This is a genomic window from Duganella sp. Leaf61 (assembly GCF_001421905.1).
GTDB classification, from domain to species: domain Bacteria; phylum Pseudomonadota; class Gammaproteobacteria; order Burkholderiales; family Burkholderiaceae_D; genus Rugamonas; species Rugamonas zoogloeoides.
Genome location: NZ_LMLM01000012.1, coordinates 259,061 through 281,407, shown reverse-complemented (window position 1 = coordinate 281,407; position 22,347 = coordinate 259,061). Strand labels below are relative to the sequence as shown.

17 protein-coding genes are annotated in these 22,347 nt (G+C 63.7%); 11 read left to right on the top strand and 6 right to left on the bottom strand.

What is annotated here, in order from left to right; all coding sequences use genetic code 11:
• Nucleotides 1-65: 65 nt before the first annotated feature.
• Nucleotides 66-1,172 (top strand): PAS domain-containing sensor histidine kinase, encoded by a 1,107-nt coding sequence (locus ASF04_RS10265; protein WP_056140803.1) that lies wholly within the window; start codon nucleotides 66-68, stop codon nucleotides 1,170-1,172.
• On the opposite strand, the gene ASF04_RS10260 is transcribed toward ASF04_RS10265, so the two are convergent.
• The gene (locus ASF04_RS10260) at nucleotides 1,128-2,204 is read right to left on the bottom strand and encodes a response regulator (RefSeq protein WP_056140800.1); all 1,077 of its coding nucleotides are present in this window, start codon (nucleotides 2,202-2,204) and stop codon (nucleotides 1,128-1,130) included. The two genes, ASF04_RS10265 and ASF04_RS10260, sit on opposite strands and share 45 nt — an antisense overlap.
• A 2-nt stretch (nucleotides 2,205-2,206) precedes the next feature.
• Nucleotides 2,207-3,487: a sensor histidine kinase KdpD gene (locus ASF04_RS10255; RefSeq protein ID WP_056140798.1), complete on the bottom strand. Its 1,281-nt coding sequence runs from the start codon at nucleotides 3,485-3,487 to the stop codon at nucleotides 2,207-2,209.
• Between the two features lie 166 nt (nucleotides 3,488-3,653).
• Here ASF04_RS10255 and cqsA point away from each other — a divergent pair, with 166 nt between their 5' ends.
• Genes cqsA through ASF04_RS10240 form a run of 3 tightly spaced genes read left to right on the top strand, consistent with a single transcriptional unit; the run spans nucleotide 3,654 to nucleotide 6,684 of the window.
• Nucleotides 3,654-4,913: an alpha-hydroxyketone-type quorum-sensing autoinducer synthase gene (gene cqsA, locus ASF04_RS10250; RefSeq protein WP_056140796.1), complete on the top strand. Its 1,260-nt coding sequence runs from the start codon at nucleotides 3,654-3,656 to the stop codon at nucleotides 4,911-4,913.
• 31 nt (nucleotides 4,914-4,944) lie between these two features.
• Entirely contained in the window at nucleotides 4,945-5,346 is a 402-nt protein-coding gene (locus ASF04_RS10245) for a group II truncated hemoglobin (protein ID WP_373922131.1), read from the top strand.
• Between the two features lie 6 nt (nucleotides 5,347-5,352).
• Nucleotides 5,353-6,684 carry a DNA recombination protein RmuC gene (locus ASF04_RS10240; RefSeq protein WP_056140792.1) on the top strand — a complete coding sequence of 444 codons (1,332 nt, stop codon included), beginning with the start codon at nucleotides 5,353-5,355 and terminating at the stop codon, nucleotides 6,682-6,684.
• 151 nt (nucleotides 6,685-6,835) lie between these two features.
• Here the strand turns inward: ASF04_RS10240 and glp are convergent, their stop codons facing one another.
• The 3 genes from glp to ASF04_RS10225 all read right to left on the bottom strand — a co-directional run bounded on the left by glp (nucleotide 6,836) and on the right by ASF04_RS10225 (nucleotide 13,607).
• Nucleotides 6,836-8,878: a gephyrin-like molybdotransferase Glp gene (gene glp, locus ASF04_RS10235; RefSeq protein WP_056140790.1), complete on the bottom strand. Its 2,043-nt coding sequence runs from the start codon at nucleotides 8,876-8,878 to the stop codon at nucleotides 6,836-6,838.
• 1 nt (nucleotide 8,879) lies between these two features.
• A complete protein-coding gene (gene moaA, locus ASF04_RS10230; protein ID WP_056140787.1) occupies nucleotides 8,880-9,986 on the bottom strand; it encodes a GTP 3',8-cyclase MoaA in 1,107 nt (368 codons plus the stop codon).
• A 210-nt stretch (nucleotides 9,987-10,196) separates the two neighbouring features.
• Nucleotides 10,197-13,607 (bottom strand): Rne/Rng family ribonuclease, encoded by a 3,411-nt coding sequence (locus ASF04_RS10225; protein ID WP_056140784.1) that lies wholly within the window; start codon nucleotides 13,605-13,607, stop codon nucleotides 10,197-10,199.
• Nucleotides 13,608-14,321: 714 nt separating this feature from the next.
• Between ASF04_RS10225 and ASF04_RS10220 the strand changes: the two genes are divergently transcribed.
• Genes ASF04_RS10220 through ASF04_RS10205 form a run of 4 tightly spaced genes read left to right on the top strand, consistent with a single transcriptional unit; the run spans nucleotide 14,322 to nucleotide 17,457 of the window.
• Nucleotides 14,322-15,335, top strand: a complete 1,014-nt coding sequence (locus ASF04_RS10220; RefSeq protein WP_056140781.1) for an RluA family pseudouridine synthase — start codon at nucleotides 14,322-14,324, stop codon at nucleotides 15,333-15,335.
• A 42-nt stretch (nucleotides 15,336-15,377) separates the two neighbouring features.
• Nucleotides 15,378-16,037: an HAD-IIIA family hydrolase gene (locus ASF04_RS10215; RefSeq protein WP_056140776.1), complete on the top strand. Its 660-nt coding sequence runs from the start codon at nucleotides 15,378-15,380 to the stop codon at nucleotides 16,035-16,037.
• Entirely contained in the window at nucleotides 16,037-16,402 is a 366-nt protein-coding gene (locus tag ASF04_RS10210; RefSeq protein ID WP_056140773.1) for a Rieske 2Fe-2S domain-containing protein, read from the top strand. The genes ASF04_RS10215 and ASF04_RS10210 overlap by 1 nt, the downstream gene beginning before the upstream one ends.
• Nucleotides 16,403-16,422: 20 nt before the next feature.
• Complete coding sequence (locus ASF04_RS10205; protein WP_056140770.1) at nucleotides 16,423-17,457, top strand: S49 family peptidase; 1,035 nt, start codon at nucleotides 16,423-16,425, stop codon at nucleotides 17,455-17,457.
• Between the two features lie 185 nt (nucleotides 17,458-17,642).
• Here the strand turns inward: ASF04_RS10205 and ASF04_RS26730 are convergent, their stop codons facing one another.
• Entirely contained in the window at nucleotides 17,643-17,975 is a 333-nt protein-coding gene (locus ASF04_RS26730; RefSeq protein ID WP_229204998.1) for a hypothetical protein, read from the bottom strand.
• Between the two features lie 149 nt (nucleotides 17,976-18,124).
• Between ASF04_RS26730 and ASF04_RS10200 the strand changes: the two genes are divergently transcribed.
• The 3 genes from ASF04_RS10200 (at nucleotide 18,125) to flhA (ending at nucleotide 22,281) form a co-directional block, all read left to right on the top strand.
• The gene (locus ASF04_RS10200; protein WP_056140768.1) at nucleotides 18,125-18,844 is read left to right on the top strand and encodes a pseudouridine synthase; all 720 of its coding nucleotides are present in this window, start codon (nucleotides 18,125-18,127) and stop codon (nucleotides 18,842-18,844) included.
• Nucleotides 18,845-18,958: 114 nt separating this feature from the next.
• Nucleotides 18,959-20,149 (top strand): flagellar biosynthesis protein FlhB, encoded by a 1,191-nt coding sequence (gene flhB / locus ASF04_RS10195; RefSeq protein WP_056140765.1) that lies wholly within the window; start codon nucleotides 18,959-18,961, stop codon nucleotides 20,147-20,149.
• A gap of 5 nt (nucleotides 20,150-20,154) precedes the next feature.
• Nucleotides 20,155-22,281 (top strand): flagellar biosynthesis protein FlhA, encoded by a 2,127-nt coding sequence (flhA, locus tag ASF04_RS10190; RefSeq protein WP_304438339.1) that lies wholly within the window; start codon nucleotides 20,155-20,157, stop codon nucleotides 22,279-22,281.
• The last annotated feature ends 66 nt before the right edge of the window (nucleotides 22,282-22,347 follow it).

Here is a 22,347-nt window from a genome sequence, read left to right as displayed (position 1 = left end):
GCCCACCAACAGGATGCCCCGCCCCCGCTTCCTTTCTTTACCCCTGAGAAGCGACCGTCCACACCATGTTTGATTCCATCTGCGCGACCTATACCGGATCTGACGGCGAACTGAATCGCGACCTGTTCAGCAGTTCTGTCGATTGCATTAAAATTCTCGACCTGCAGGGACGATTAGGTCAGCTCAATCCGGGCGGGGTGGTGGCGCTTGAGCTGAGCGCACCGGAGCAGATACTTGGCAAGACCTGGTGGGAATTCTGGCCCGAAGACGGCCGCATGCTGGCACAAAACGCTTTCGAAAGCGCCAAAAACGGCAAGGTCAGCAAATTCAACGCCTTTTGTCCCACCGCCCAGGGCACGCCGCGCTGGTGGGACGTGGTGGCCAACCCGGTGTTCGGGGCCGACGGCCAGGTGCGCGAAGTGATGGTGGTGTCACGCGACATGACCGAGCTGTTCATGGCGCGCCAGGCGCTGCACGACGCTGACCTGCGCAAGGACGCCTTCCTGGCCACCGTGGCGCACGAGTTGCGCAACCCCATCTCGGCTGCGCACAACGCCACCGAACTGTTGAAGCTCAAGGCCTTCGACCACGTCCGCACCGCCGAACTGGCGCAAATGGTGCAGCGCCAGCTGGGCCACATGAGCCGGGTGGCCGAGGACTTGCTCGATACGACACGCATCCGCCGTGGCGAAATCCGCCTGACACTGGTCCGGCTCGACATGCGCACCGTGGTGGCCGACACCGTGGAGCAATTACAGTCGGCAGTGCAGGCCAAGCAGCATCGCCTGACGGTCGATATCGATGCCGCGGCTTGCCTGGTAATGGGCGACCACATGCGGCTGGTACAGGCGGTGGGCAATGTACTGGGCAACGCGGTGCGCTACACGCCCGAGGGTGGCGTCATCGCGCTGGCGCTGCGCCGCGCCGGCGAAATGATCACCGTGCGCATCACCGACAATGGCATGGGCATCCCGGCCGAGCGACTGGGGACTATTTTCGACATCTACAGCCAGGTCCACAAGTCCACCGAGCGCAAGAGCGACGGCCTGGGACTGGGCCTGTCGCTGGTACGGGCGCTGGTGGACCTGCATGGCGGCACGGTGGCTGCCGCCAGCGCGGGCGTAGCGTCAGGGAGTTGTTTCACGATCACGCTGCCGGCCGCGCCGCGTTGACGTGACGCTGGCCGCCGCGTTGGCCAGTTCGCGCTCCTGGCGCAGGAACTCGGTATAGGCCAGCGGCGGCTGCGCGTAATAGTGCGGCGGCAGGTCGAACAGCGCCCAGTAATACGTTTCGCGGCCCTGGCACACTTGGGGCGTGGCGCAATAGCGTTGCCAGTTGTCGCCCATGTGGCGCGCATACATGCCGTCGCCATCCACATCCGAAAAGAACGGCAGCACGCGCCGCGCGCCCAGGGCGTCGAGCAGCGACTGCGGCGCGTCGCTGTCGCACGCCATCTCGTATTGCGCTGCCATGCCTTGCTCGGTTTCGATCATCATCAGCCGGGTGCGGCCGAACTTGTCCAGGAACACGATGCCGGTGGGGTTGGCGAACAGGTAGTGTTCGATGAAGCCCAGGTCCTGCTTGAGTCGCTGCACCTGCAAGGCCAGCACCGGGTCGCCGAGGAAGTGGTAATTGTGCAGCAGCACCAGCTCGCGCAGGGTTTCCGACTGGTCGGTGAAATAGCGCCGTTGCAGCGTGGTGAGTTCGAGTTCCAGGATATCGAGCGCGTGGTCGTCGCTTTTCTGGATGTAGCGGTCGATCAGGCCGCGGTTGAAGGCGCTCACCGCGATCTTTTCGTCGGCGGCGCCGGTAAATAAAATTTTCTTGCACGGCAGGTCGCTCACCAGCTCGCAAAATTCCAGTCCATTCATTTGCGGCATCGAGTAATCGACCACCAGCACCGACGGCGTGGCAAAGCGCTGCGGCTGGCCGGCGATGCGGTAGATCGCATCGATATCGAGCGCCACGTTGAACTGGTCGCCCGGCTGGTTCTGGGTATCGAAATTCATGTGCAGCGGTGGGGGCGGCGGTGTGCCGCGCCGTCCGTGGTCGCCGTGGCGCAGCCAGTGCAGCGCCGTGGTGGTGTCGTGGAAGGTCTTGCTGGCGTGGATGGGGTCGAGCTGGAACGCCAGGCTGCGCAGGAATGAATCGCTGTCATCGACCAGCACGGTCAGGGTAGGGTGGGTGTAGAGAGGAAGTGACATGATTATTTTGCCAGTGATGGCTGCTGGGGAAATTCGAGGATGAAGATGGCATAGGCGCTCTCGCGCGAGATGCATTCGATGGTGGCGCTCCAGGCATCCATGATTTCCTGGCACAGCGCCAGGCCGATACCGGCGCCGTTGTGCGGCGGGAACGAATAAAAGCGGTGGAAGATCAGCGGCATCTGCTGCGCCGGAATGCCGCAGCCGGTGTCGATGAACAGCAGGCGCGGCGGCGCATGGCCGCCATCGATGACGATCCGCACCCGGCCCTTGCCAGCGCGCTGGATGGCTTTCAGTGCATTCCTCAGCAGGTTCAGCAAGATCACCACCGACAGCTCGGACTGGCCGGCAAAACTGAAATTGCGGCGTACCTCCAGCGCCACCAGCTTTTGCTGGCCGGCGTTGACGAACGGGTAGCGCTTGAGCACCGCCGCCACCACCGCTTCCATCGATACCGTCTCGATCGGCCGCAGGCTGCGCCGCACCGCCGTGGCGCTGAGCAGGAACAGGTCGATCATGTGGTTCATGTGGCGCACCTCGAACTGGATCCGCGCCAGCGCGTCGACGGTGCCCACGCGGTCGGCCGGCAGCGGCCCCGCACTTTCCGAGCACATGCGCAGCAGGCCGCGCACATTGGCGTCCACGCTGGTGAGCGGCGTGCGCAGTTCGTGCGCCACGGTCGCCAGTCCGGCGCCCAGTCCCGCCAGTTTTTCCTGCGCCAGTACCTCGCGGCTGATCTTGGCAGCAGCGAGCACGGCAATCGTGAACCAGTGGATCGGCAACTGCTGCAATACCAGCCGGCTGCCGAGGACGGCGGTGTCGCCCACCATGGCCACCGCTGCCACCGCCGCCGCCGTGCCGATCAGGTAAGCCTTGACGGCGACGCTGGTGTCGAAATGGAACAGCACGATCAGGCCGATCAGCAGGGACTCGCTCCACACGCCGGACGCATGATTCATCAGGAACATAAAGGTGAAGAAGAACGGGAAGATGTAGCTGAGCGTGACCAGCAGGTACAGGTCCAGCATGCGGCGGCTGAACTGGCGCGCAAACAGGCCGATCGCGCACAGCACGATACCGACCAGCCGCAGCGGCAGGCTCTCGTATTCCTGCGGGAAAAAGTGCTGCCAGATCACGTAGTACAGCGGCATGGCGACCGTGCCGATGCAGGCCAGCAGCAAGATGCGCACGGTGGCATGGTCTTCGCGGCCATGGTATTGGAGCAGCGACTGCAGCACGCTCGTCTTCCAACGCTTGAAGGATTCTTGCAGTGGTTGCTTCATGGCAAGGATTTACTTGTCTGTGAGACTTATCATCGCCCGGATTTGCAACGCACTCTGGCATATCAAATAGGTCGTTGATTTTGATCAACTGGTTTAGGATTTTTATGCATCAAGGTGCGGAATAGTTTCATAAAAAAACACAACCATTTCAAAACAGGAAAATATCATGACCAACGTTAACACTTGCCAAAATGCCTTGTTTCACCCTTCGCTGTTTGCTGCCGAACACCTGATGCCGGATTACGTGCGCCGGCGCATGGATGCGCATCACGTGACGCGGATTGAACAGTTGCTCGGCGGCGAGCACCCGCATGCCTGGCAGCCGGTCCAGGCGGGCTCGGTATTTTTGGCCGGTAACGATTACCTGTGCCTGGCCGGCGAGCCGGCGCTGGTGCGGGCCCAGGTCAACGCCTTGCAGGGGGGCGAAAGCGAACAGCTGATGTCGGCGGTGTACCTGCAGGAGGGCAGCGCCCAGCACCGGCTCGAACACAAGTTCGCGCGCTTCATGGGTGCCGAGGACGCGATTTTGGCGCAGTCGGGCTGGGCCGCCAATGTTGGCCTGGTCCAGACGCTGGCCGAGCCCGGCTTGCCGGTGTACCTCGACATGCAGGCCCACGCCTCGCTGTGGGAGGGCGTGCAGTCGGCCGGCGCCGTGCCGGTCTCGTTCCGCCACAATGACCTCGAGCATCTGCAGCGGCAGGTGGCGCGCCACGGACGCGGCGTAATCGCGGTCGATGCGCTCTACAGCACCAATGGCAGCGTGGCGCCATTGCCGGCACTGGTCGATCTGGCCTGGGCGACCGGCTGCGTGCTGATCGTCGATGAATCGCATTCGCTGGGCACCCACGGTCCGCGCGGCGCCGGATTGGTCGCCGCGCTGGGCTTGCAGGACCGCGTGCATTTCCGCACGGCGTCGCTGGCCAAGGCGTTTGCCGGGCGCGCCGGCGTCATCACGTGCTCCAGCAAATTCAAGGGCTACTTCCTGTCCGAGTCGCGCCCTGCCATCTTCAGTTCCTGCCTGCTGCGGCACGAGCTGGCGTGGTTCGATGCCGCCATCGACTTTGTCGCGGCAGCCGACGAGCGGCGCGTGGCCCTGCACATCAAGGCCTGCGCGCTGCGCGAGGAACTCGGTGCGCTCGGCTACAACGTCAGCGACGGCACCGAGCAGATCATCGCCCTGGAAGCGGGCCCGGAACCGAAAACGCTGGCGCTGCGCAAGCTGCTCGAAGCGCGCGGCGTGGTGGGCGCCATGTTCTGCGCACCGGCCACGCCGAAGAACCGCTCGCTGGTGCGCCTGACCCTCAATAGCGGCCTCGATCGCAGCCAGCTGCGGCGCATCGTCGAGGCCTGCGACGATATCCGCAGCCTGGCCGATGTCGAGGGCTGGACGTCCACGCGGCGCCTGCACAAGCTGGCGCTGGTGTGAGGGCGCACGAGGGGGAGCGCGGTACGCTATCATGGCGGCTATGACCGAAGAATCGAAAACCCTCTATGAAGTGATCGGCGGCGAGGCGCGCGTGCGTGCGATGGTCGACCGTTTTTATGACCTGATGGAACTCGAGCCCGAGTTCCAGCTGCTGCGCTCCGTGCACGGCCCATCGCTCGAGAATGCCAACGACCGCCTGTTCAAGTTCCTCAGCGGCTGGATGGGCGGGCCCGACCTGTACCAGCAAGCGCACGGCCATCCGCGCCTGCGCATGCGCCACATGCCGTTCGCCATCGGCACCCAGGAACGCGACCAGTGGCTGCGCTGCATGGCGTGGGCGATGGAAGACGTGGGCATCGATACCGAATTGCGCGTGCGGCTGATGAATTCCTTCTTCCAGACCGCCGACTGGATGCGCAACAAGCCCGATTAAGATTCCATGACCGATATCCACTTCTATGTGTTGCTGGCGCTGGTGCTCGCAGCGATCGTGCTGCTGGTCCTCGTGCTCTTGCGCCCGCGCACCAGTGCCGGCCTCGATGGCGCAACGCTGGCATCCCTGTCCAACCTGGCCGAGCGTATCGAACGCGTGGAGCGCGAGGTGCGGGTGCAGTTGCAAACCACGGCGCAGTCGAGCCACGCGGCCACGGTGCAGCAGTTCGATGGCATGCGGCGCCAGCTCGAAACGCAAGGACTGGTCGCGCGCGACGAGCAGACGCGCAACCTCAAGCTGTTCGCCGACAGCATGAACCAGACCCTGGCCCGCCTGACCGAATCGAACGCCGCCCGCATGGGAGAGGTGCGCGCCACGCTGGAAGCGAAGATCAAGGACCTGCAAGCCGATAACGGCGCGCGCCTCGAAGAGATGCGCAAGACCGTGGACGAGAAGCTGCACGCCACGCTGGAATCGCGCCTGTCGGCGTCGTTCCAGCAGGTGTCCGAGCGTCTCGAGCGCGTGCACCAGGGCCTGGGCGAGATGCAGCAGCTGGCGCTGGGCGTGGGCGACCTCAAACGCGTGCTCACCAACGTCAAGACGCGCGGCACCTGGGGCGAGGTGCAGCTGGAAATGCTGCTCGAACAAGTGCTCACCCCGGAGCAGTACGCCAAGAACGTCGAGACCATTGCCGGTAGCGGCGCGCGGGTGGAGTTCGCGCTCAAGCTGCCGGGCCAGGTGGAAGGCGGATCTCCGGTGTGGATGCCGATCGACGCCAAGTTCCCCAAGGAGCAGTACGAGCGCCTGCTGGAAGCGGCCGACCGCGCCGACGCCGATGGGGTGGCGCAGGCCGGGCGCGAACTGGAACGCGCGGTGCGCGGCGAGGCCAGGACCATTTCGGAAAAATACGTGTCACCGCCGCACACGACCGACTTTGCGATCCTGTTCCTGCCCACCGAAGGGCTATATGCGGAAGTGATGCGGCGCCCGGGCCTGGCCGACGAGCTGCAACGGCTGCACCGCATCAGCATTGCCGGGCCATCGACCCTGACCGCGCTGCTCAACAGCCTGCAAATGGGCTTCCGCACGCTGGCGCTGGAGAAGCGTTCGTCGGAAGTGTGGCAGGTGCTGGGCGCGGTGAAGACGGAATTCGCCAAGTTCGGCGACGTGCTGGCCGCCACCAAGCTGACGCTGGAGCGCGCCGCCAAGAATATCGAATCGGCCGAAACCCGCAGCCGCCAGATGGCGCGCAAGCTCAAGTCGGTGGAAGCGCTGCCGAGCGAGGCGGCGCAGCTGTTACTGGGGCCGGAGATCGACCAGGCCGACGGCGAAACATAGGAACCTCGGCAAACCGTAGCGAGCGGCCTGTTACCGACTTGGGTAGCGCAAGCGTTCGGAGGTACGCTGAGCAACGCAGCGGCGATAGCTGGACGCGCAGCAGGTTGGTCGAGGTTCTTTTAATTCAGGCCCCCTTTAAGTCCGGCCTCCTTCAAATCAGGCCGTCGAACGGCAAAATATCGACCATATCGCCGGCCGCCACATTGCCCTGGCCGTGCGCCAGCACCACGATGCAGTTGGCGGCTGTCATCGAGCTGAGAATGCCCGAACCCTGGGCGCCGGTGAGCCGCACTTGCGGTGCGCCGTCCGGTCCGGGGGCGACGATGCCGCGCTGGTACTCGGTGCGGCCCGGGCGCTTGCGCATTGCCGTTGCGGCCCGCGCGCGCAGCAGCAGCGGGCGCGCCGCTGCTTGCGTGGCGCCCATCATGCGCAGCAGCGCCGGCCGCGCGAACAAATAAAACGACACCATCACCGCCACCGGGTTGCCGGGCAGGCCGAACAGCCACGCGCTGGCATCGCCGTCGCTGACCTTGCCGAAGGCGAGCGGGCGGCCGGGGCGCATGGCCAGCTTCCAGAACGCCACGTCGCCCAGCAGCGCCATGATGTCGCGCGTGTAGTCGGCCGCGCCCTCGGAGACGCCGCCCGACGTGATGATGGCGTCGGCATCGCGGCAGGCCGTGCGCAGCGCGGCCTCCAGCTCCGCCGGGTCGTCGCGCACGATACCCAGGTCGATCACCTCGCAGCCGAGCCGCGCCAGCATGCCGAACAGCGTGTAGCGGTTGCTGTCATAGACGCAGCCGTCGTCGAGCGGCTGGCCCAGCGCGCGCAGTTCGTCGCCGGTGGAGAAGAACGCCACCCGCAGGCGGCGCCGCACCGTCACCTCGGCAATGCCGAGCGAGGCCACCAGCCCCAGGTCGGCAGGACGCAGCAGTTTGCCGGCGGCCAGCGCCACGCCGCCCAGCGCCAGGTCCTCGCCGGCAAAGCGGCGGTTGGCGCCCGGTGCGATCACGCCGGCGGCAATGGTGACGCTGTCGCTGCCGATGGCTGCCGCCAGTTCCTGCGGCAGCACGCTGTCGCAGCCGGCTGGCATCGCAGCTCCCGTCATGATGCGCACGCACTGGCCTTGTTCAACCTTGCCGGCGAAGGCGCGGCCGGCGTAGGCGCTGCCGGCAACCGTCAGCGTTACCGTGCCGGTATCCGGAAGTGCGCCCGACTCCACTCCCGGCAAATCGGCGCCGCGCAGCGCGTAGCCGTCCATGGCCGAATTGTCGTAGGCGGGCACGTTGATGGGCGAGATGATGTCGGCTGCCAGCACACGGTCGAGCGCTGCCCGCAGCGCCACGGTCTCGGTCTCGGCCACTGGCGCCACGCGGGCGGCGATCCGGCGCAGCGCCTGGTCCACCGGCAACGGATCGTTGTCGTCACCGTTCCCAGCCCCAGCCCCAGCCCCAGCCTCAGTCCCAGCTTCGGCCGCGACGCCGACTCCGGTGCTGGTTCCAGTCGCGGACCCGCTTGCCATCGGTGCGGATGTTGCCGCAGTGGCCTCATGTGCATGGCGTTGCAGTTCTTCGAGCGTGTTGATATTGCGGAAGGCTGCAGCATCGTCGAACAGCACTTCGGCCACGCGTAGCGTGTGATACCAGCCTTCCATGCGCCGCGCGCCGGTGGCCAGCCAGGTTTCGAGTTGCGGCAGCAGGTGGGCTCTGATCAGGCTGAACACGGGATGGCGCTGGCGGTACGGGGCTGCGTTGGCGTCTTCCGGATCGGTTTCCATGGTCACTGCCAGCGCTACGTCGGCGTCGTTCGCCACGAGCGCGGCATGCAGGCGCGCAGCCAGGTCGGGCGGCAGGAAAGGCGAGTCGCATGGCGCGGTGAGCACGAGCGCGGTGTCGCCCTGCGCGGTGCAGTGGGCCGCACAATACATCAGGGCGGTTTGCAGGCCGGCCAGCGGGCCCTCGAAACCGCCGATGTGGTCGGCGACAACGGCAACATCCGGGCCGGCAAGCGCCTGGTACTGCGCCAGGTTGCGGTTGGCGTTGATGGCAATGGCGCCCACTTGTGGCCTGAGGCGCGCCAGCACGTGGCCGGCCATGGTGGTGTCGCCCATCGGTTGCAGCCCCTTGTCCACGCGGCCCATGCGCGTGCCGCGGCCGCCGGCCAGTATCCATCCGGTGATGGCGTTCGCAGGTGCCATGTCAGCCTCCGATATAGGACATCTCGACCCTGGCGCCGCGCGCCAGGCCGTCGGTATCATTGGTGCGCAACTCGGAATAGCGGTCGCCACGGGCGCGCCACAGGTGCGCCAGCGCGGTGCTGATCTCGGCGTCGTTGCGTCCCTCGCGCAACAGCGCGCGCAGGTCGTAGCCGCTGCTGGCGAACAGGCACGTATATACCTTGCCCTCGGTGGACAGGCGCGCGCGCGAGCAGTCGCTGCAAAAAGCCTGGGTGACGCTGGAAATGAGGCCGATCTCGCCGCCGCCGTCCGCGTATCGCCAGCGCGAGGCGGTCTCGCCGCTGTAGTTGGCAGCCACCGGCGCCAGGGGCAGTTCGGCGCCGATGCGGCGCACCACCTCCGACGATGGAATCACTTCATCCATTTTCCAGCCGTTGGAGGCGCCCACGTCCATGTATTCGATAAAGCGCAGGATGTACGGCGTATCCTTGAAGTAGCGCGCCATCGGCAGGATTTCCTGGTCGTTCATGCCACCCTTGACCACCATATTGATCTTGATCGGCCCCAGGCCCACCTGGTGCGCCACGTCGATCCCCTTCAAGACGTCGTCCACCGTGAAATCGACGTCGTTCATGCGCTGGAAGGTGGCGTTGTCGAGCGCATCGAGCGAGACGGTGACCCGTTGCAGGCCAGCGTCCCTGAGCGACTGCGCCTTGCGCGCCAGCAGCGATGCATTGGTGGTGAGCGTGAGGTCGAGCGGCTTGCCGCTGGCCGTTTTCAGTTCGGCCAGCATGCCGATCAGGCGTTCGAGATTCTTGCGCAGCAGCGGTTCGCCGCCGGTCAGGCGGATTTTCTCGACGCCGTGGGCGATGAAGATGCGGGCGATACGGGTAATTTCCTCGAACGACAGCAGCGCGGTATGCGGCAGGTACTGGTAATCGTTGTTGAACACCGCCTTGGGCATGCAGTACACGCAGCGGAAATTACAGCGGTCGGTGACCGAGATGCGCAGGTCGTGCAGCGGCCGCGCCAGGCGGTCGGCAAGCAATCCGGTAGGCGCTTCGAGCGGGGAGGGGATGGCCGGCGCGTTGGGGCGCTGCGCGGTCATCATGATGACTTTCTCTGACATGACTCGTGGTCTGAACTCTAAACTTGCTGGGATTGAAAGGTGGTGCCGCGCTGCCCTGACTGCGCCATGTGCTTACGATACCACGAGCGGGCGTTGCTCGTAGCCATCCACCCGGCCAGGGCAACCGTGCCGGATCGGCTATCGCCGGCTGCCCGACGCATAAAAAAAGGGAAGCGCGAAGGCTTCCCTGTGATCAGCTCACCGCGATGATCAGCGGCGCGTGTCGATCTGCACCATTGGCTCGTCGTTTTGCGGCGGCAGCGGCTTGCGCTCGCGTGGCACTCGGACCGGTGCTACCACCTTGGCAGCAGCTTCCTGCGCGGCGCGCAGTTTTTCCGGATCGGTGGCCGCCAGGGTCAGGCCGGCGGAGCCGAGCACGGCTTGCAGGTCGGCCGGGGTCGCTGCTGCAACAGGTGCTGGTGCTGGGGCAGGTGCCGCGACTGGTGCTGGCGCTGGTGCCGGAGTTGCCACTGGAGCAGGAGCCTCTACCGGAGCAATCGCCGGAGCCGGAGTTGCTACTGGCGCAGAAGTTGCCACTGGTGCCGGGGCTGGCGCCTCTGCAACCGGGGTTGGCGCTGCTTCGGCAACTGCCGGCGCTGCTACAGGGGCTGCTACCACGGCTTCTTCAGCCACAGGCGATACGGCAACCGGTGCTGGCGCAACTGGCGCTTCCACCTCGGCTGCTGCTGCGACCGGCGCAGGTGCGGCGGCTTCTGCCACGGCCGGCGCTGCTGGCGCAACCTGCTCAACAGGTGCAGCAGGTGCAGCAGATACAACAGGTGCCACCGGTGCTTCAGCAGCAGTTGCCACCGATGCTGCAGGCGCTTCCGGTGCGGCCGGTGCTGCTACCGATACCACTGGCGCTGCTGCGGCCACCGGAGCGGCCGGCTCTGCCACTGCTGGTGCTGCTTCGCTGGCAACTTCCACTGCTGCCGGGGCTGGCGTCTCGGCAACAACTGGTGCGGCCGGGGCGACGTCCGCTGCCGGCGTGGCTGCTGCCACAACAGGCTCGGCAGCTGGTGCCGGCGCTTTTTCGGCGCCAGCAGCAGCGTCAACTGCGGCGGCTGCGGCCACGGCTGCGACCCGCGCACCATCGTGCTCGGCGTAGCCTTGCTCGCCATCGGCGCCTTCATTGCCTTCACCTGCCTCGTTGTCCTGGCCTTCGCCATCACGATCACGGCGGTTACGGTTGCGACCGCCACGACGACGGCGACGACGCGGCTCATCGCCTTCGCCTGCCAGGTCTTGCGCATCGCTTTCCGGACCGGCGTTCGGGGCGGTTTTCAGGATGCTGGTGGCTTCCGCTTCAGGACCGGTGGCAGGAGCCAACACGCCCGCTGCAAAGGTGCCCGAGACGGCAGCCGACGCTGCGGCAGCCGACGCTGCGGCAGCCGACGCTGCGGCAACCGGTGCTACTGCGCCCAGTGCCAGCTCATCAACCTTGGCGTCTACCGGCGCCTTGTCGGCACGCGGCTCACGTGGTGGACGCGGTTCGCGTGGCGGACGCTCGCCACGTTCCGGACGCTCGCCGCGCTCGGGACGTTCCGCGCGCTCAGGACGCTCGGCGCGTTCAGCACGTTCGCGCGGCATCTGGCCTTCGGCTGGCGCGCCGTCGCGGCCTTCGCGTGGTTCACGACCTTCGCGGCCTTCACGGCCTTCACGCGGTTCGCGTGGCGGACGCGGCGGACGGGCCGGGCGGCCGGCGTCGGCTGCCTTGGTCTCGTCGGATGCCGGACGGGCGGCGCCTGGTTCGCGCTCTTCGCGTTCCGGACGGCCATTTTTGCCGGTGCGGGTACGGCCGCGCGGGCCACGGGTGGCGTTGCGGTCGGCATTACGGTCCGGCGACGGCGCCTTGACCACGATGGTCGGCTGCTGCGGCAGAACCGGTTTCGCTGGTTCCGGGCTCAGGAAGCTGAACAGCTTGGCGAAGAAACCTTTAGGCGCTGGCGCCGGCACGGGGGCCGGAGCTGGCGTGATGACGGTTTCGGCAGGCTTGCGCTCGACCAGCGGAGCAGGCTGGTCAGGAGTGATGGTCTTGACCATGGCTTCCTGGCGCGGCTTGGCTTCTTCCTTCTGGCGCTTGCTGTAGGCCATGTCGGTTTCCGCTTGCTCGGCCAGGTTGTAGCTGGCTTGGCTATCTTCGAGGCGCGGATCGTCGTGCTTGATGCGCTCGAGCTTGTAGTGCGGCGTGTCGAGGTGCTTGTTCGGGATCAGGATCACGGAAATGCGGTGACGGTTCTCGATTTTCAGCACTTCGCCGCGCTTTTCGTTGAGCAGGAACGCTGCCACATCGACCGGCACTTGCACGTGGATGGTGGCCGAGTTTTCCTTCATCGCCTCTTCCTGGATGATGCGCAGGACTTGCAGGGCCGACGATTCGGTATCACGGATGTGGCCGGTGCCGGAGCAGCGCGGGCAGGTCACGTGCGAGCCTTCCGACAGCGACGGACGCAGGCGCTGGCGCGACAGTTCCATCAGACCGAAGCGCGAGATCTTGCCCATTTGCACACGGGCACGGTCGTGGTGCAGCGCATCCTTGAGGCGTTGTTCGACCTCGCGCTGGTTCTTGGCCACTTCCATGTCGATGAAGTCGATCACGATCAGGCCGCCCAGGTCGCGCAGGCGCAGCTGGCGGGCCACTTCTTCGGCCGCTTCGCAGTTGGTGTTGAAGGCGGTGGTTTCGATGTCGGAACCGCGGGTGGCGCGGGCCGAGTTGACGTCAACGGACACCAGCGCTTCGGTGTGGTCGATGACGATGGCGCCGCCCGATGGCAGCGGCACGGTGCGGCTGTAGGCGGTTTCGATCTGGTGTTCGATCTGGAAGCGCGAGAACAGCGGTACGTCGTCGCTGTAACGCTTTACACGGTGCACCATGTCGGGCATCACGTGGCTCATGAACTGGTGCGCCTGCTCGTAGATCTCGTCGGTATCGATCAGGATCTCGCCGATATCGGGCTGGAAGTAATCGCGGATGGCGCGGATCACCAGCGACGACTCCTGATAGATCAGGAACGCGCCGGAAGCGGACTTGCCGGCGCCTTCGATCGCGCGCCACAGTTGCATCAGGTAGTTCAAGTCCCATTGCAGTTCATCGACGTTGCGGCCGATGCCGGCGGTACGGGCGATGACCGACATGCCTGATGGCAGGTCGAGCTTGTCCATGGTTTCGCGCAGTTCCTGGCGCTCTTCACCTTCGACGCGACGCGAAACACCACCACCGCGCGGGTTGTTCGGCATCAGGACCAGATAGCGGCCGGCCAGCGATACGAACGAGGTCAGGGCAGCGCCTTTGTTGCCGCGCTCTTCCTTTTCGACCTGGACCATGATTTCCTGGCCTTCGCGCAATGCTTCCTTGACGGACGCGTTGCGAACGTCGACGCCTTCCTTGAAATAAGTTCGCGCTACTTCCTTGAATGGGAGGAAACCGTGGCGATCTTCGCCATAGCTGACGAAGCAAGCTTCGAGCGATGGTTCGATGCGAGTAATCACGCCTTTGTAGATGTTGGACTTGCGCTGTTCGCGTCCGGCGGTTTCGATATCGATATCGATCAGTTTCTGACCATCGACAATCGCTACGCGCAGCTCTTCTTGCTGCGTAGCATTAAACAACATGCGTTTCATTTTTTTAACTCCGCGACCCGTAGGCCAGCTCTATGCCGTCGGCTCGTGGAAGCCGGCGACGAAGGTTTTGGGGTATACGCGAAGAATCAGAACGATTGCGGGGGGTATTGCCCATTCTGTGCGGAGCAGCAGCGCGGGAGGTAACCGGCGCTGCGGACGCAACTGGGCGCTGAGAGGCTGAACGTCAGGCCGCGGGCTCGCATCACCTGTACCCCTCCATGCGGCCCTTAAGGACGGCAGAAAAATACAGGCGGTGAGCAGCAACGTTGAGAGCCAAATCCTCAAGCTTACATACTACAAGTAATCAATATCGCAGCGACGACAGTGTGCCGGGCTGAAATGTTACAGGGCTGGTGACAGCCATCCGTTGAGCTTGCAGCAAAGCATGGGGTCCGGCGGAAACGGCAAGCGTTATCAACTTCATCAATCGGCCAGCCGACTCTTGACCGGCTGGCCGCACTTTATCCTTACAATACTATCATTCTGATCCTGCCTCCCTGCCACTAACCGATTACAACAACGGTGCAACCTTGATATCGGCAAGGGTGGTGCGTATACGTATTTCCCCCTGAATTTGCAATTAGGCGAGGCCAGGTGGGACGCCCCTGTGTAAAATATGCTTTTCTTCTTACACCAGCCGCAGTGTATGCCGCAGCGAAATGATTATATATTCAAAATGAAGGACTTAGAGAGATTTCTGGGAAGACAGCTTAAATGAAGATGCAAAATGATGTTGTCCCCCCGTCACATTCCGCGACCACCGGCGCAGTACCCTCGTCGCAAGTCCCGCTGCAGGCGCAGTTCGTCACTATTTCAGAAGAAGACGCTGGACAGAGGATCGATAATTACCTGTTGCGAATTTGCAAAGGTGTACCGAAGAGTCACGTCTATCGCATCCTGCGTTCGGGCGAAGTGCGCGTCAACAAGGGCCGTATCGACCAGCTGTATCGCCTGGTCGAAGGCGACATGGTCCGCATTCCTCCGATCCGCATCGCGGAAAAAGCCGACACCGCCCACGTGCCGGCTGCCGAATTCAAGGTGATTTTCGAAGACAGCCACCTCCTGGTGATCGACAAGCCGGCCGGCGTGGCTGTGCATGGCGGCTCGGGCGTATCGTTTGGCGTGATCGAACAATTGCGCGCGTCGCGCCCCGACGCCAAATTCCTGGAGCTGGTGCACCGGCTCGACCGCGACACCTCGGGTTTGCTGCTGCTGGCCAAAAAACGCTCGGCACTGACCAATCTGCACGAGCAGATGCGCGATGGCGATACCGACAAGCGTTATCTCACCATGGTAGCGGGCGACTGGAAGAATGCGCGCCAGCACGTCAAACTGGCGCTGCACAAGTATTCCACCGCCGAGGGCGAGCGCCGCGTGGCGGTCAATCCGGAAGGCATGCCGTCGCACACCGTGTTTTCGTTGCTCAAAAAGTTCGCGGGCTTCGCCTTGCTGGAAGCAGAACTGAAAACCGGCCGCACCCACCAGATCCGGGTGCACCTGTCGGCATCGGGTTTCCCCATCCTCGGCGACGACAAGTACGGCGATTTCGCCCTCAACCGCGCGCTGTTGAAAGCCGATGCGCAGCGCGGCGCGCTGAAGAGAATGTTCCTGCATGCGCATCAAATTACGTTCACCCATCCGGACTCCGGAAAAATCATGACGCTGAACGCACCTTTAGCCGCCGAATGCGAGCGATTCTTGGTAAGCTTGGGCAAACCAATTAACTAATCGCAAATATTTAGGGGCGCGCTGCGTGCAGCGGCTGAATTCATGGCAAGAAAGCAATTTGATTTAATCGTGTTCGACTGGGACGGCACGCTGATGGACTCGACGGCCACCATTGTCCGTTGCATCCAGGCGGCAGCGCGCGACCTCGGCCTGCCGGTGCCGCGCGACGACAAGGCTGCCCACGTGATCGGCCTCGGCCTGCACGAGGCGATGCAGGCCGTGTTGCCCGACATCGACCCGACCTGGTACCCGCGCATGGTCGAGCGTTACCGCCATCACTTCCTCTCGCGCGACCACGAACTGGTGCTGTTCCCCGGCGTACGCGACATGTTGCAGGAACTTTCGCAGGAAGGTTACTTCCTGGCGGTGGCCACCGGCAAAAGCCGGGTAGGTCTGAATCGCGCCATGAACGACGTCAAGGTGCTGTCGCTGTTCGACGCCACCCGGTGCGCCGACGAAACGTTTTCCAAGCCCCATCCGGCCATGTTGCAGGAATTGACCCGGGAATTGGGCCAGGATATGCGACGTACGGTGATGATCGGCGATACGTCGCACGATTTGCTAATGGCGAACAATGCCGGTGCAGCCGGGGTGGCAGTGCAATATGGCGCCCACCCGGTCGAACAACTGACCGCCTGCAATCCGGTGTATTCGGCTGCGACGGTGGCCGAGCTGCACCAATGGCTGAGCGAGAACGCGTGATGGACGAGATCCTGGTCTGCGCCACCGCCGACGTGGAAGATGGCGGCAAGGGCGTGCGTTTCGCCGTGAACACCGACGGCACGGCCGGCACCGGCTTCGTGGTGCGCTACGATGGCGCGCCATATGCCTACCTGAACCGTTGCGCCCATATGCCCATCGAACTCGACTGGGCGGAAGGCGAATTCTTCGAGTCGGGCGGCGCGTACCTGATGTGCGCCACCCACGGCGCCATCTATGCGCCCGAGACCGGCGTGTGCGCAGGCGGTCCCTGCCGTGGCGGCCGCCTGCGGCCAATCGCCGTGGTCGAGCGCGACCAGCAGATTTTCTGGCAACCGGACGACTACGTGCGGCCGCCATCGGCCTGACTATCCAACTTAAGTAATCCATGAGCGACAACCATATACCCAAGCCCGGCGACAGCGACGCCGGCGGCGTCAATGCGCCACCTGCCACCCCTGTACTGCCCGCAGTGTCAACTGCTGCCGGCAACTGGGAGCGCGCCGTGCTGGAAAAGCTGGTGTTTGCCACGCTCAAGGAGCAAAAATCGGCGCGCCGCTGGGGCATCTTCTTTAAATCCGTCACCTTGCTGGTGATCGTGGTGGCCTTGGCTACCTACATGGACGTCAGCTGGACCGGCTCCGAGGAAACCCTGGGCCGTCATACCGCGCTGATCGAGATCGAAGGCGCCATCGAATCCGAGGGCAGTGGCGCGGCATCCATCGTGATCCCGGCGCTGAACAAGGCTTTTTCTGACAGCGGTTCGGTGGCCGTGGTGTTGCACATCAATAGCCCGGGCGGCAGCCCGGTCCAGGCCGGCATGATCGTGGACGAGATGCGGCGCCTGCGCACCGGCTATCCGTCGAAGCCGCTGTACGTGGTGGTGGACGAGATTTGCGCCTCGGGCTGCTATTACATCGCTGCCGGCGCCGACCGCATTTATGTCAACAAGGCCAGCATTGTCGGTTCGATCGGCGTGCTGATGGACGGTTTCGGCTTTTCTGGCGCCATGGAAAAAGTGGGTGTCGAACGGCGATTGCTGACGGCCGGTGAAAACAAGGGGTTCATGGACCCGTTCAGTCCGCTAACCGACAAGCACCGCCAGTATGCCCAGGCCATGCTCGATGAAATTCACCAGCAGTTCATCGATGTCGTGCGCGCCGGCCGTGGCAAGCGCCTCAAGGAAACCCCGGAGATGTTCTCGGGCCTGTTCTGGACCGGCGCCCGCTCGATCGACCTGGGCCTGGCAGACGCCTACGGCACCGTGGACAGCGTCGCACGCGACGTGGTGCGGGCCGAGGACATCATCGACTACACCACCCACGAGGGCTTGCCGGAGCGCGTGCTGAAGAAATTCGGCGCTGCCATGGGCGCGGGGGCCATCAAATCGGCGGTGGAAAGCGTCAAACCGACCTTGCGCTGAGCGGCGAGATACCGGGTTTGCTGTCGCTCAAGGCAAACCGATTAACATTATCAATACCGACTTGCTTGCATCTGCTACCAGTTCGGCTATAGTGGTGGTGTAGTTCTTTCCAAGGGAGGTCGATATAAACTGTTTATCTCGTTGTCAGCAAAAGTTGAAGCTTAGCTTGATCCACCAAGAATGAACTACCTTACCGCATCTCGCATGCGGACTTGAGAGAATTGTGATTCCTCGTCAGCACCCGTACAGGGTGCTGGAAACAGCGGCGCAATGCCGCTGTTTCCTATGGTGCCCGCAGATTCCTGCGTCATGCCACCCCCGTCCAGCCAGTCCAGAAACAGTTGTTGTTGCCGCGCGTACCAGGCGGCTTGCGCGCTGCTGGCCGGTGCGCCGGTGGCTGGCGCTTGACTTTCCGGCGCAGGCAGACAACCGTGGCGGCAACGGCTGATCAGGAGCTGGGTGCGGTGCGTGGCGGCGTGGGAACGGGCCAGCAAGGTGCGGATATAGGTGGTGGGCATGACGAGCTTCCTGCTGAGTATTTCCTAGTGCGTTAGGCGAATTCCTAATGCGGTTTGAAGTCTAACCCCGCGAACATTGCTGAACTTGATGTATATCAATAATGCGCGTGCCCCTCCCAAGCATACAGCCATCCTGTAAAATTCGCTCCATGAGCAAATTATCCCTGGACCGCATCCTGCAATCGCAGGGTTTCGGCACCCGCAAGTACTGCCGCGCCCTCATCGAAGATGGCGAAGTGAGCATCGCCGGTGTCGTACACGACAAATACAAAGAAACGCTTGAAACCGACGGCCTGGTGCTGACCGTGTTCGAGGAAGAGTGGGTAGTGCGCGAACACGTGTACATCGCCCTGTATAAACCCGCCAACTTCGAGTGTTCGCGCAAGCCCAGCCACCATCCTGGCGTGCTGACCTTGTTGCCCGAGCAATTCACCTGGCGCGAAGTGCAGCCGGTCGGAAGGCTCGATCACGACACCACCGGCATGCTGCTGATGTCCGACGATGGCCCGTTTATCCATGCCCAATCGTCGCCGAAGCGCCATGTTCCGAAAATTTACCAGGCCACCACGCAAGACCCGGTCACCGACGAACTGGTGGCTCAGCTGCTGGGCGGCGTGCAATTGCACGACGAGCCGGCGCCGCTGGCAGCGCAAACTTGCGTCAAGCGTGGCGAGCACCAGCTCGAAATCGTGTTGGAACAGGGCAAGTACCACCAGGTCAAGCGCATGCTGGCCGCTGCCGGCAACCATTGCAGCGCCTTGCATCGCTCTGCCATCGGCACCCTGACCCTGGAAGAGCTGGGCCTGGAGGAGGGAGAATGGTGCTTCCTCACCCCGGAACACATGGCGAAATTAACACCTTCCCAATAATTTCCACACGGAATCACTGATCTGGCACGGAAAACCTGCCGTATTCCACCGATGGTGTGATGTTGCCGCACTCGATAATGGCAACATCGAAATAAACCATGCGGCAGACACACCATGTCAGACAGCAGCGACGCAGAAAAGACCGAAGCAGCGTCACCGAAGCGCCTCGAGCAGGCGCGTGAGGAAGGCGATATTCCGCGTTCGCGCGAAGTGGCCACGTTTACCGTGTTGATGGCGGCCGGCGTCGGCCTGTGGACCTTTGGCGACAGCCTGATCCGCCAACTCAATTCCGCGCTGGTCTCGGGCCTGACCCTGGACCAGGAGCAAATCTTCAATTCCAACGTCTTGCTGCACCGCGTGGCGCTCGACGTCAGCCGCGTGCTGATCGCCTGTCTGCCGCTGGGCCTGGCCCTGATGCTCGTGGCGGTGATCTCGCCGATCCTGATCGGCGGCTGGCTGTTCAGCGCCAAGGCCTTCGTGCCGAAATTCAACAAGCTCAACCCCATCAACGGCATCAGCAATATGTTCTCGAAGAACTCGCTGGTGGAACTGTTCAAGGCTATCGCCAAGGCGACCGTGGTGGGCGTGGTGGCGTGGATGGTAATGATGAAGCAGCAGGACGCCGTCATCGGTCTGGCCGTGGAGCCGCTGCGCCTGGGCACCACCCACATGCTCAATATGCTGGGCAGCAGCTTTTTGTACATCGTCGGCGCGCTGGGCCTGATCGCCGCCATTGACGCGCCGTACCAGCTGTGGCACTACGCCGACAAGCTCAAGATGACGCGCCAGGAAGTGATCCAGGAGTCGAAAGAATCGGATGGTAATCCGCAAATCAAGGGCAAGATCCGCCAGCTGCAGCGCGAGATGGCCAAGCGCCGCATGATGGCCGATGTGCCGACCGCCGACGTGGTGGTGACCAATCCTACCCACTACGCGGTGGCGCTGAAATACAACGATGGCATGCGCGGCGCACCGAAAGTGATCGCCAAAGGCACCGACGAAACTGCTGCCAAGATCCGCGAAATCGCCCGCGAAAACAAGGTCATCATGCTCGAAGCGCCGGCCCTGGCCCGGGCGCTGTACAAGCATGCCGAGATCGGTGACGAGATTCCTGCCACGCTGTACGCAGCGGTGGCCGAAGTGCTGGCCTACGTATTCCAGCTGCGCATGTACAGCAAGGGCGGCGCGCCACGGCCGACCGAACCGAAGGTACTTGACGTGCCGCCTGAACTCGATCCGCACAACCCGGCTTACGTCGATAAATTCGGCAACAAACCAAACATGAATAACGGAGCACCCGCATGAGCGCAATGAGCAACGTCAAAATGCCGCCATGGCTGCAAGGCCTGGCGACCAGCCAGAACAAGTCGTCGCTGGCGGCGCCGATCTTCCTGATCATGATGCTGGCCATGATGATCCTGCCGTTGCCGGCGTTCGTGCTCGACATCTTTTTCACCTTCAATATCGCGCTGGCAATCGTGGTGCTGTTGACCAGCCTGTATACGGTGAAGCCGCTCGATTTCATGGCGTTCCCGACCGTGCTGCTGGTCTCGACTATGCTGCGGCTGTCGCTGAACGTCGCGTCCACCCGCGTGGTGCTGACCGAAGGCCACACTGGCGCGGATGCTGCCGGTAAAGTCGTCGAAGCGTTCGGCCACTTTCTGATCGGCGGTAATTACACGGTCGGTATTGTGGTGTTCATCATCCTGACCATCATCAACTTTATCGTGGTGACCAAGGGTGCGGGCCGTATCGCCGAGGTGGGTGCGCGTTTCGCCCTGGACGCCATGCCCGGTAAGCAAATGGCGATCGATGCCGACCTGAATGCCGGCCTGATCGGCGAAGCGGACGCCCGCAAGCGCCGCAACGAAGTCTCGCAGGAAGCGGAATTCTATGGCGCAATGGACGGCGCCAGCAAGTACGTACGCGGCGATGCCGTGGCTGGCATCCTGGTCACCGTGATCAACGTTATCGGCGGCTTGCTGGTGGGCGTGATCCAGCACGGCCTGCCGTTCGGCGAAGCGGCGCAGATCTACACGCTGCTGGCCATCGGTGACGGCCTGGTGGCGCAGATTCCATCGCTGATCATCTCGATTGCGGCCGGTATCGTGGTCTCGCGCGTGGCCAGCGACGAAGACATCGGCACCCAGATGGTGTCGCAACTGTTTGCTCGGGTGGAAGTGCTGTACGTCACCGGCGGCATCATCTTCGGCCTGGGCCTGATTCCCGGCATGCCGAACGTGATGTTCCTGACCATCGGTGGCGCCATCCTCGGCGCCGGCTACATGATGGCCCGCAAGGAAAAAGTCACCGGTGGCCCGGTGGGCAAGGCGGCCAAGGCCGAGGCGGAAGCTGCCGCAGCTGCTGCCGCCGCGCCACCGGCGCCGGAGCAGGAAGAAGCGAGCTGGCAGGACGTGATGCCGGTCGATACCCTGGGCCTGGAAGTGGGCTATCGCCTGATTCCACTGGTCGATAAGACCCAGGGCGGCGAGCTGCTCAAGCGCATCAAGGGCATCCGCAAGAAGTTCGCGCAGGAAGTGGGCTTCCTGGCGCCGCCGGTGCACATCCGCGACAACCTGGAGCTCAAACCGTCGGCCTACCGCATCACCCTCAAGGGCGTGGAAGTGGGCATGGGCGAAGCGTTCAACGGCCAGTTCCTGGCGATCAATCCCGGCATGGCCAGCGGCACGCTGCAAGGCCTGGTGACCACCGATCCGGCCTTCGGCCTGCCGGCCACCTGGATCGACGCCAGCCTGCGCGACCAGGCGCAGGGCATGGGTTACACGGTGGTCGATGCCGGCACCGTGGTGGCCACGCATTTGAACCACCTGATTTCCACCCATGCGTCGGAACTGCTGGGCCGGGCCGAAGTGCAGGCGCTGCTCGACCACCTGGCCAAGGAAGCGCCGCGCCTGGTGGAAGACCTGGTGCCGAAAATGGTGTCGCTGTCCACGCTGCAAAAAGTGCTGCAAAACCTGCTGGTCGAAGGCGTGCATATCCGCGATATGCGCACCATCATCGAGACCCTGGCCGAGCACACCGTGCACACGCAAGACCCAAGCGACCTGACCGCGCTGGTGCGCATGGCGCTGGGCCGCGCCATTGTCCAGCAACTGTTCCCGGGGACCAACGAGCTGTCGGTGATGACCCTGGATAACCGCCTGGAACGCCTGTTGATGCAGGCGCTGGCTGCCAGCGGTCCGGACGGCGCCGGCATCGAACCCGGCCTGGCCGACACCATCGCCCAGCAGGCCGCGAACGCGGCGCAGCAGCAGGAGGCGATGGGACTGACGCCGGTGCTGCTGGTGCCGGGCCCGTTGCGCGCCTTGCTGTCGCGCTTCCTGCGGCGCGCGCTGCCGCAGCTGAAAGTGCTGTCGCATGCCGAAATCCCGGAGAGCAAAACCATTCGCGTGACCGCGCTGGTGGGACAGACGTAATCTCGCACCGTCCGGCGCGCCTTTGATCTGCATCAAACCGCGCCCTGTGCAAAGTCTAAAACTTGG

Coding starts and splice junctions, on each gene's coding strand:
- ASF04_RS10265 (WP_056140803.1), top strand. CDS start 66: ATGTTTGATTCCATCTGCGCGACCTATACCGGATCTGACGGCGAACTG.
- ASF04_RS10220 (WP_056140781.1), top strand. CDS start 14,322: ATGAAGATGCAAAATGATGTTGTCCCCCCGTCACATTCCGCGACCACC.
- flhA (WP_304438339.1), top strand. CDS start 20,155: ATGAGCAACGTCAAAATGCCGCCATGGCTGCAAGGCCTGGCGACCAGC.
- ASF04_RS10255 (WP_056140798.1), bottom strand. CDS start 3,487: ATGAAGCAACCACTGCAAGAATCCTTCAAGCGTTGGAAGACGAGCGTG.
- flhB (WP_056140765.1), top strand. CDS start 18,959: ATGTCAGACAGCAGCGACGCAGAAAAGACCGAAGCAGCGTCACCGAAG.
- ASF04_RS10215 (WP_056140776.1), top strand. CDS start 15,378: ATGGCAAGAAAGCAATTTGATTTAATCGTGTTCGACTGGGACGGCACG.
- cqsA (WP_056140796.1), top strand. CDS start 3,654: ATGACCAACGTTAACACTTGCCAAAATGCCTTGTTTCACCCTTCGCTG.
- glp (WP_056140790.1), bottom strand. CDS start 8,878: ATGGCACCTGCGAACGCCATCACCGGATGGATACTGGCCGGCGGCCGC.
- ASF04_RS10245 (WP_373922131.1), top strand. CDS start 4,945: ATGGCGGCTATGACCGAAGAATCGAAAACCCTCTATGAAGTGATCGGC.
- moaA (WP_056140787.1), bottom strand. CDS start 9,986: ATGTCAGAGAAAGTCATCATGATGACCGCGCAGCGCCCCAACGCGCCG.
- ASF04_RS10240 (WP_056140792.1), top strand. CDS start 5,353: ATGACCGATATCCACTTCTATGTGTTGCTGGCGCTGGTGCTCGCAGCG.
- ASF04_RS10225 (WP_056140784.1), bottom strand. CDS start 13,607: ATGAAACGCATGTTGTTTAATGCTACGCAGCAAGAAGAGCTGCGCGTA.
- ASF04_RS10210 (WP_056140773.1), top strand. CDS start 16,037: ATGGACGAGATCCTGGTCTGCGCCACCGCCGACGTGGAAGATGGCGGC.
- ASF04_RS10205 (WP_056140770.1), top strand. CDS start 16,423: ATGAGCGACAACCATATACCCAAGCCCGGCGACAGCGACGCCGGCGGC.
- ASF04_RS26730 (WP_229204998.1), bottom strand. CDS start 17,975: ATGCCCACCACCTATATCCGCACCTTGCTGGCCCGTTCCCACGCCGCC.
- ASF04_RS10200 (WP_056140768.1), top strand. CDS start 18,125: ATGAGCAAATTATCCCTGGACCGCATCCTGCAATCGCAGGGTTTCGGC.
- ASF04_RS10260 (WP_056140800.1), bottom strand. CDS start 2,204: ATGTCACTTCCTCTCTACACCCACCCTACCCTGACCGTGCTGGTCGAT.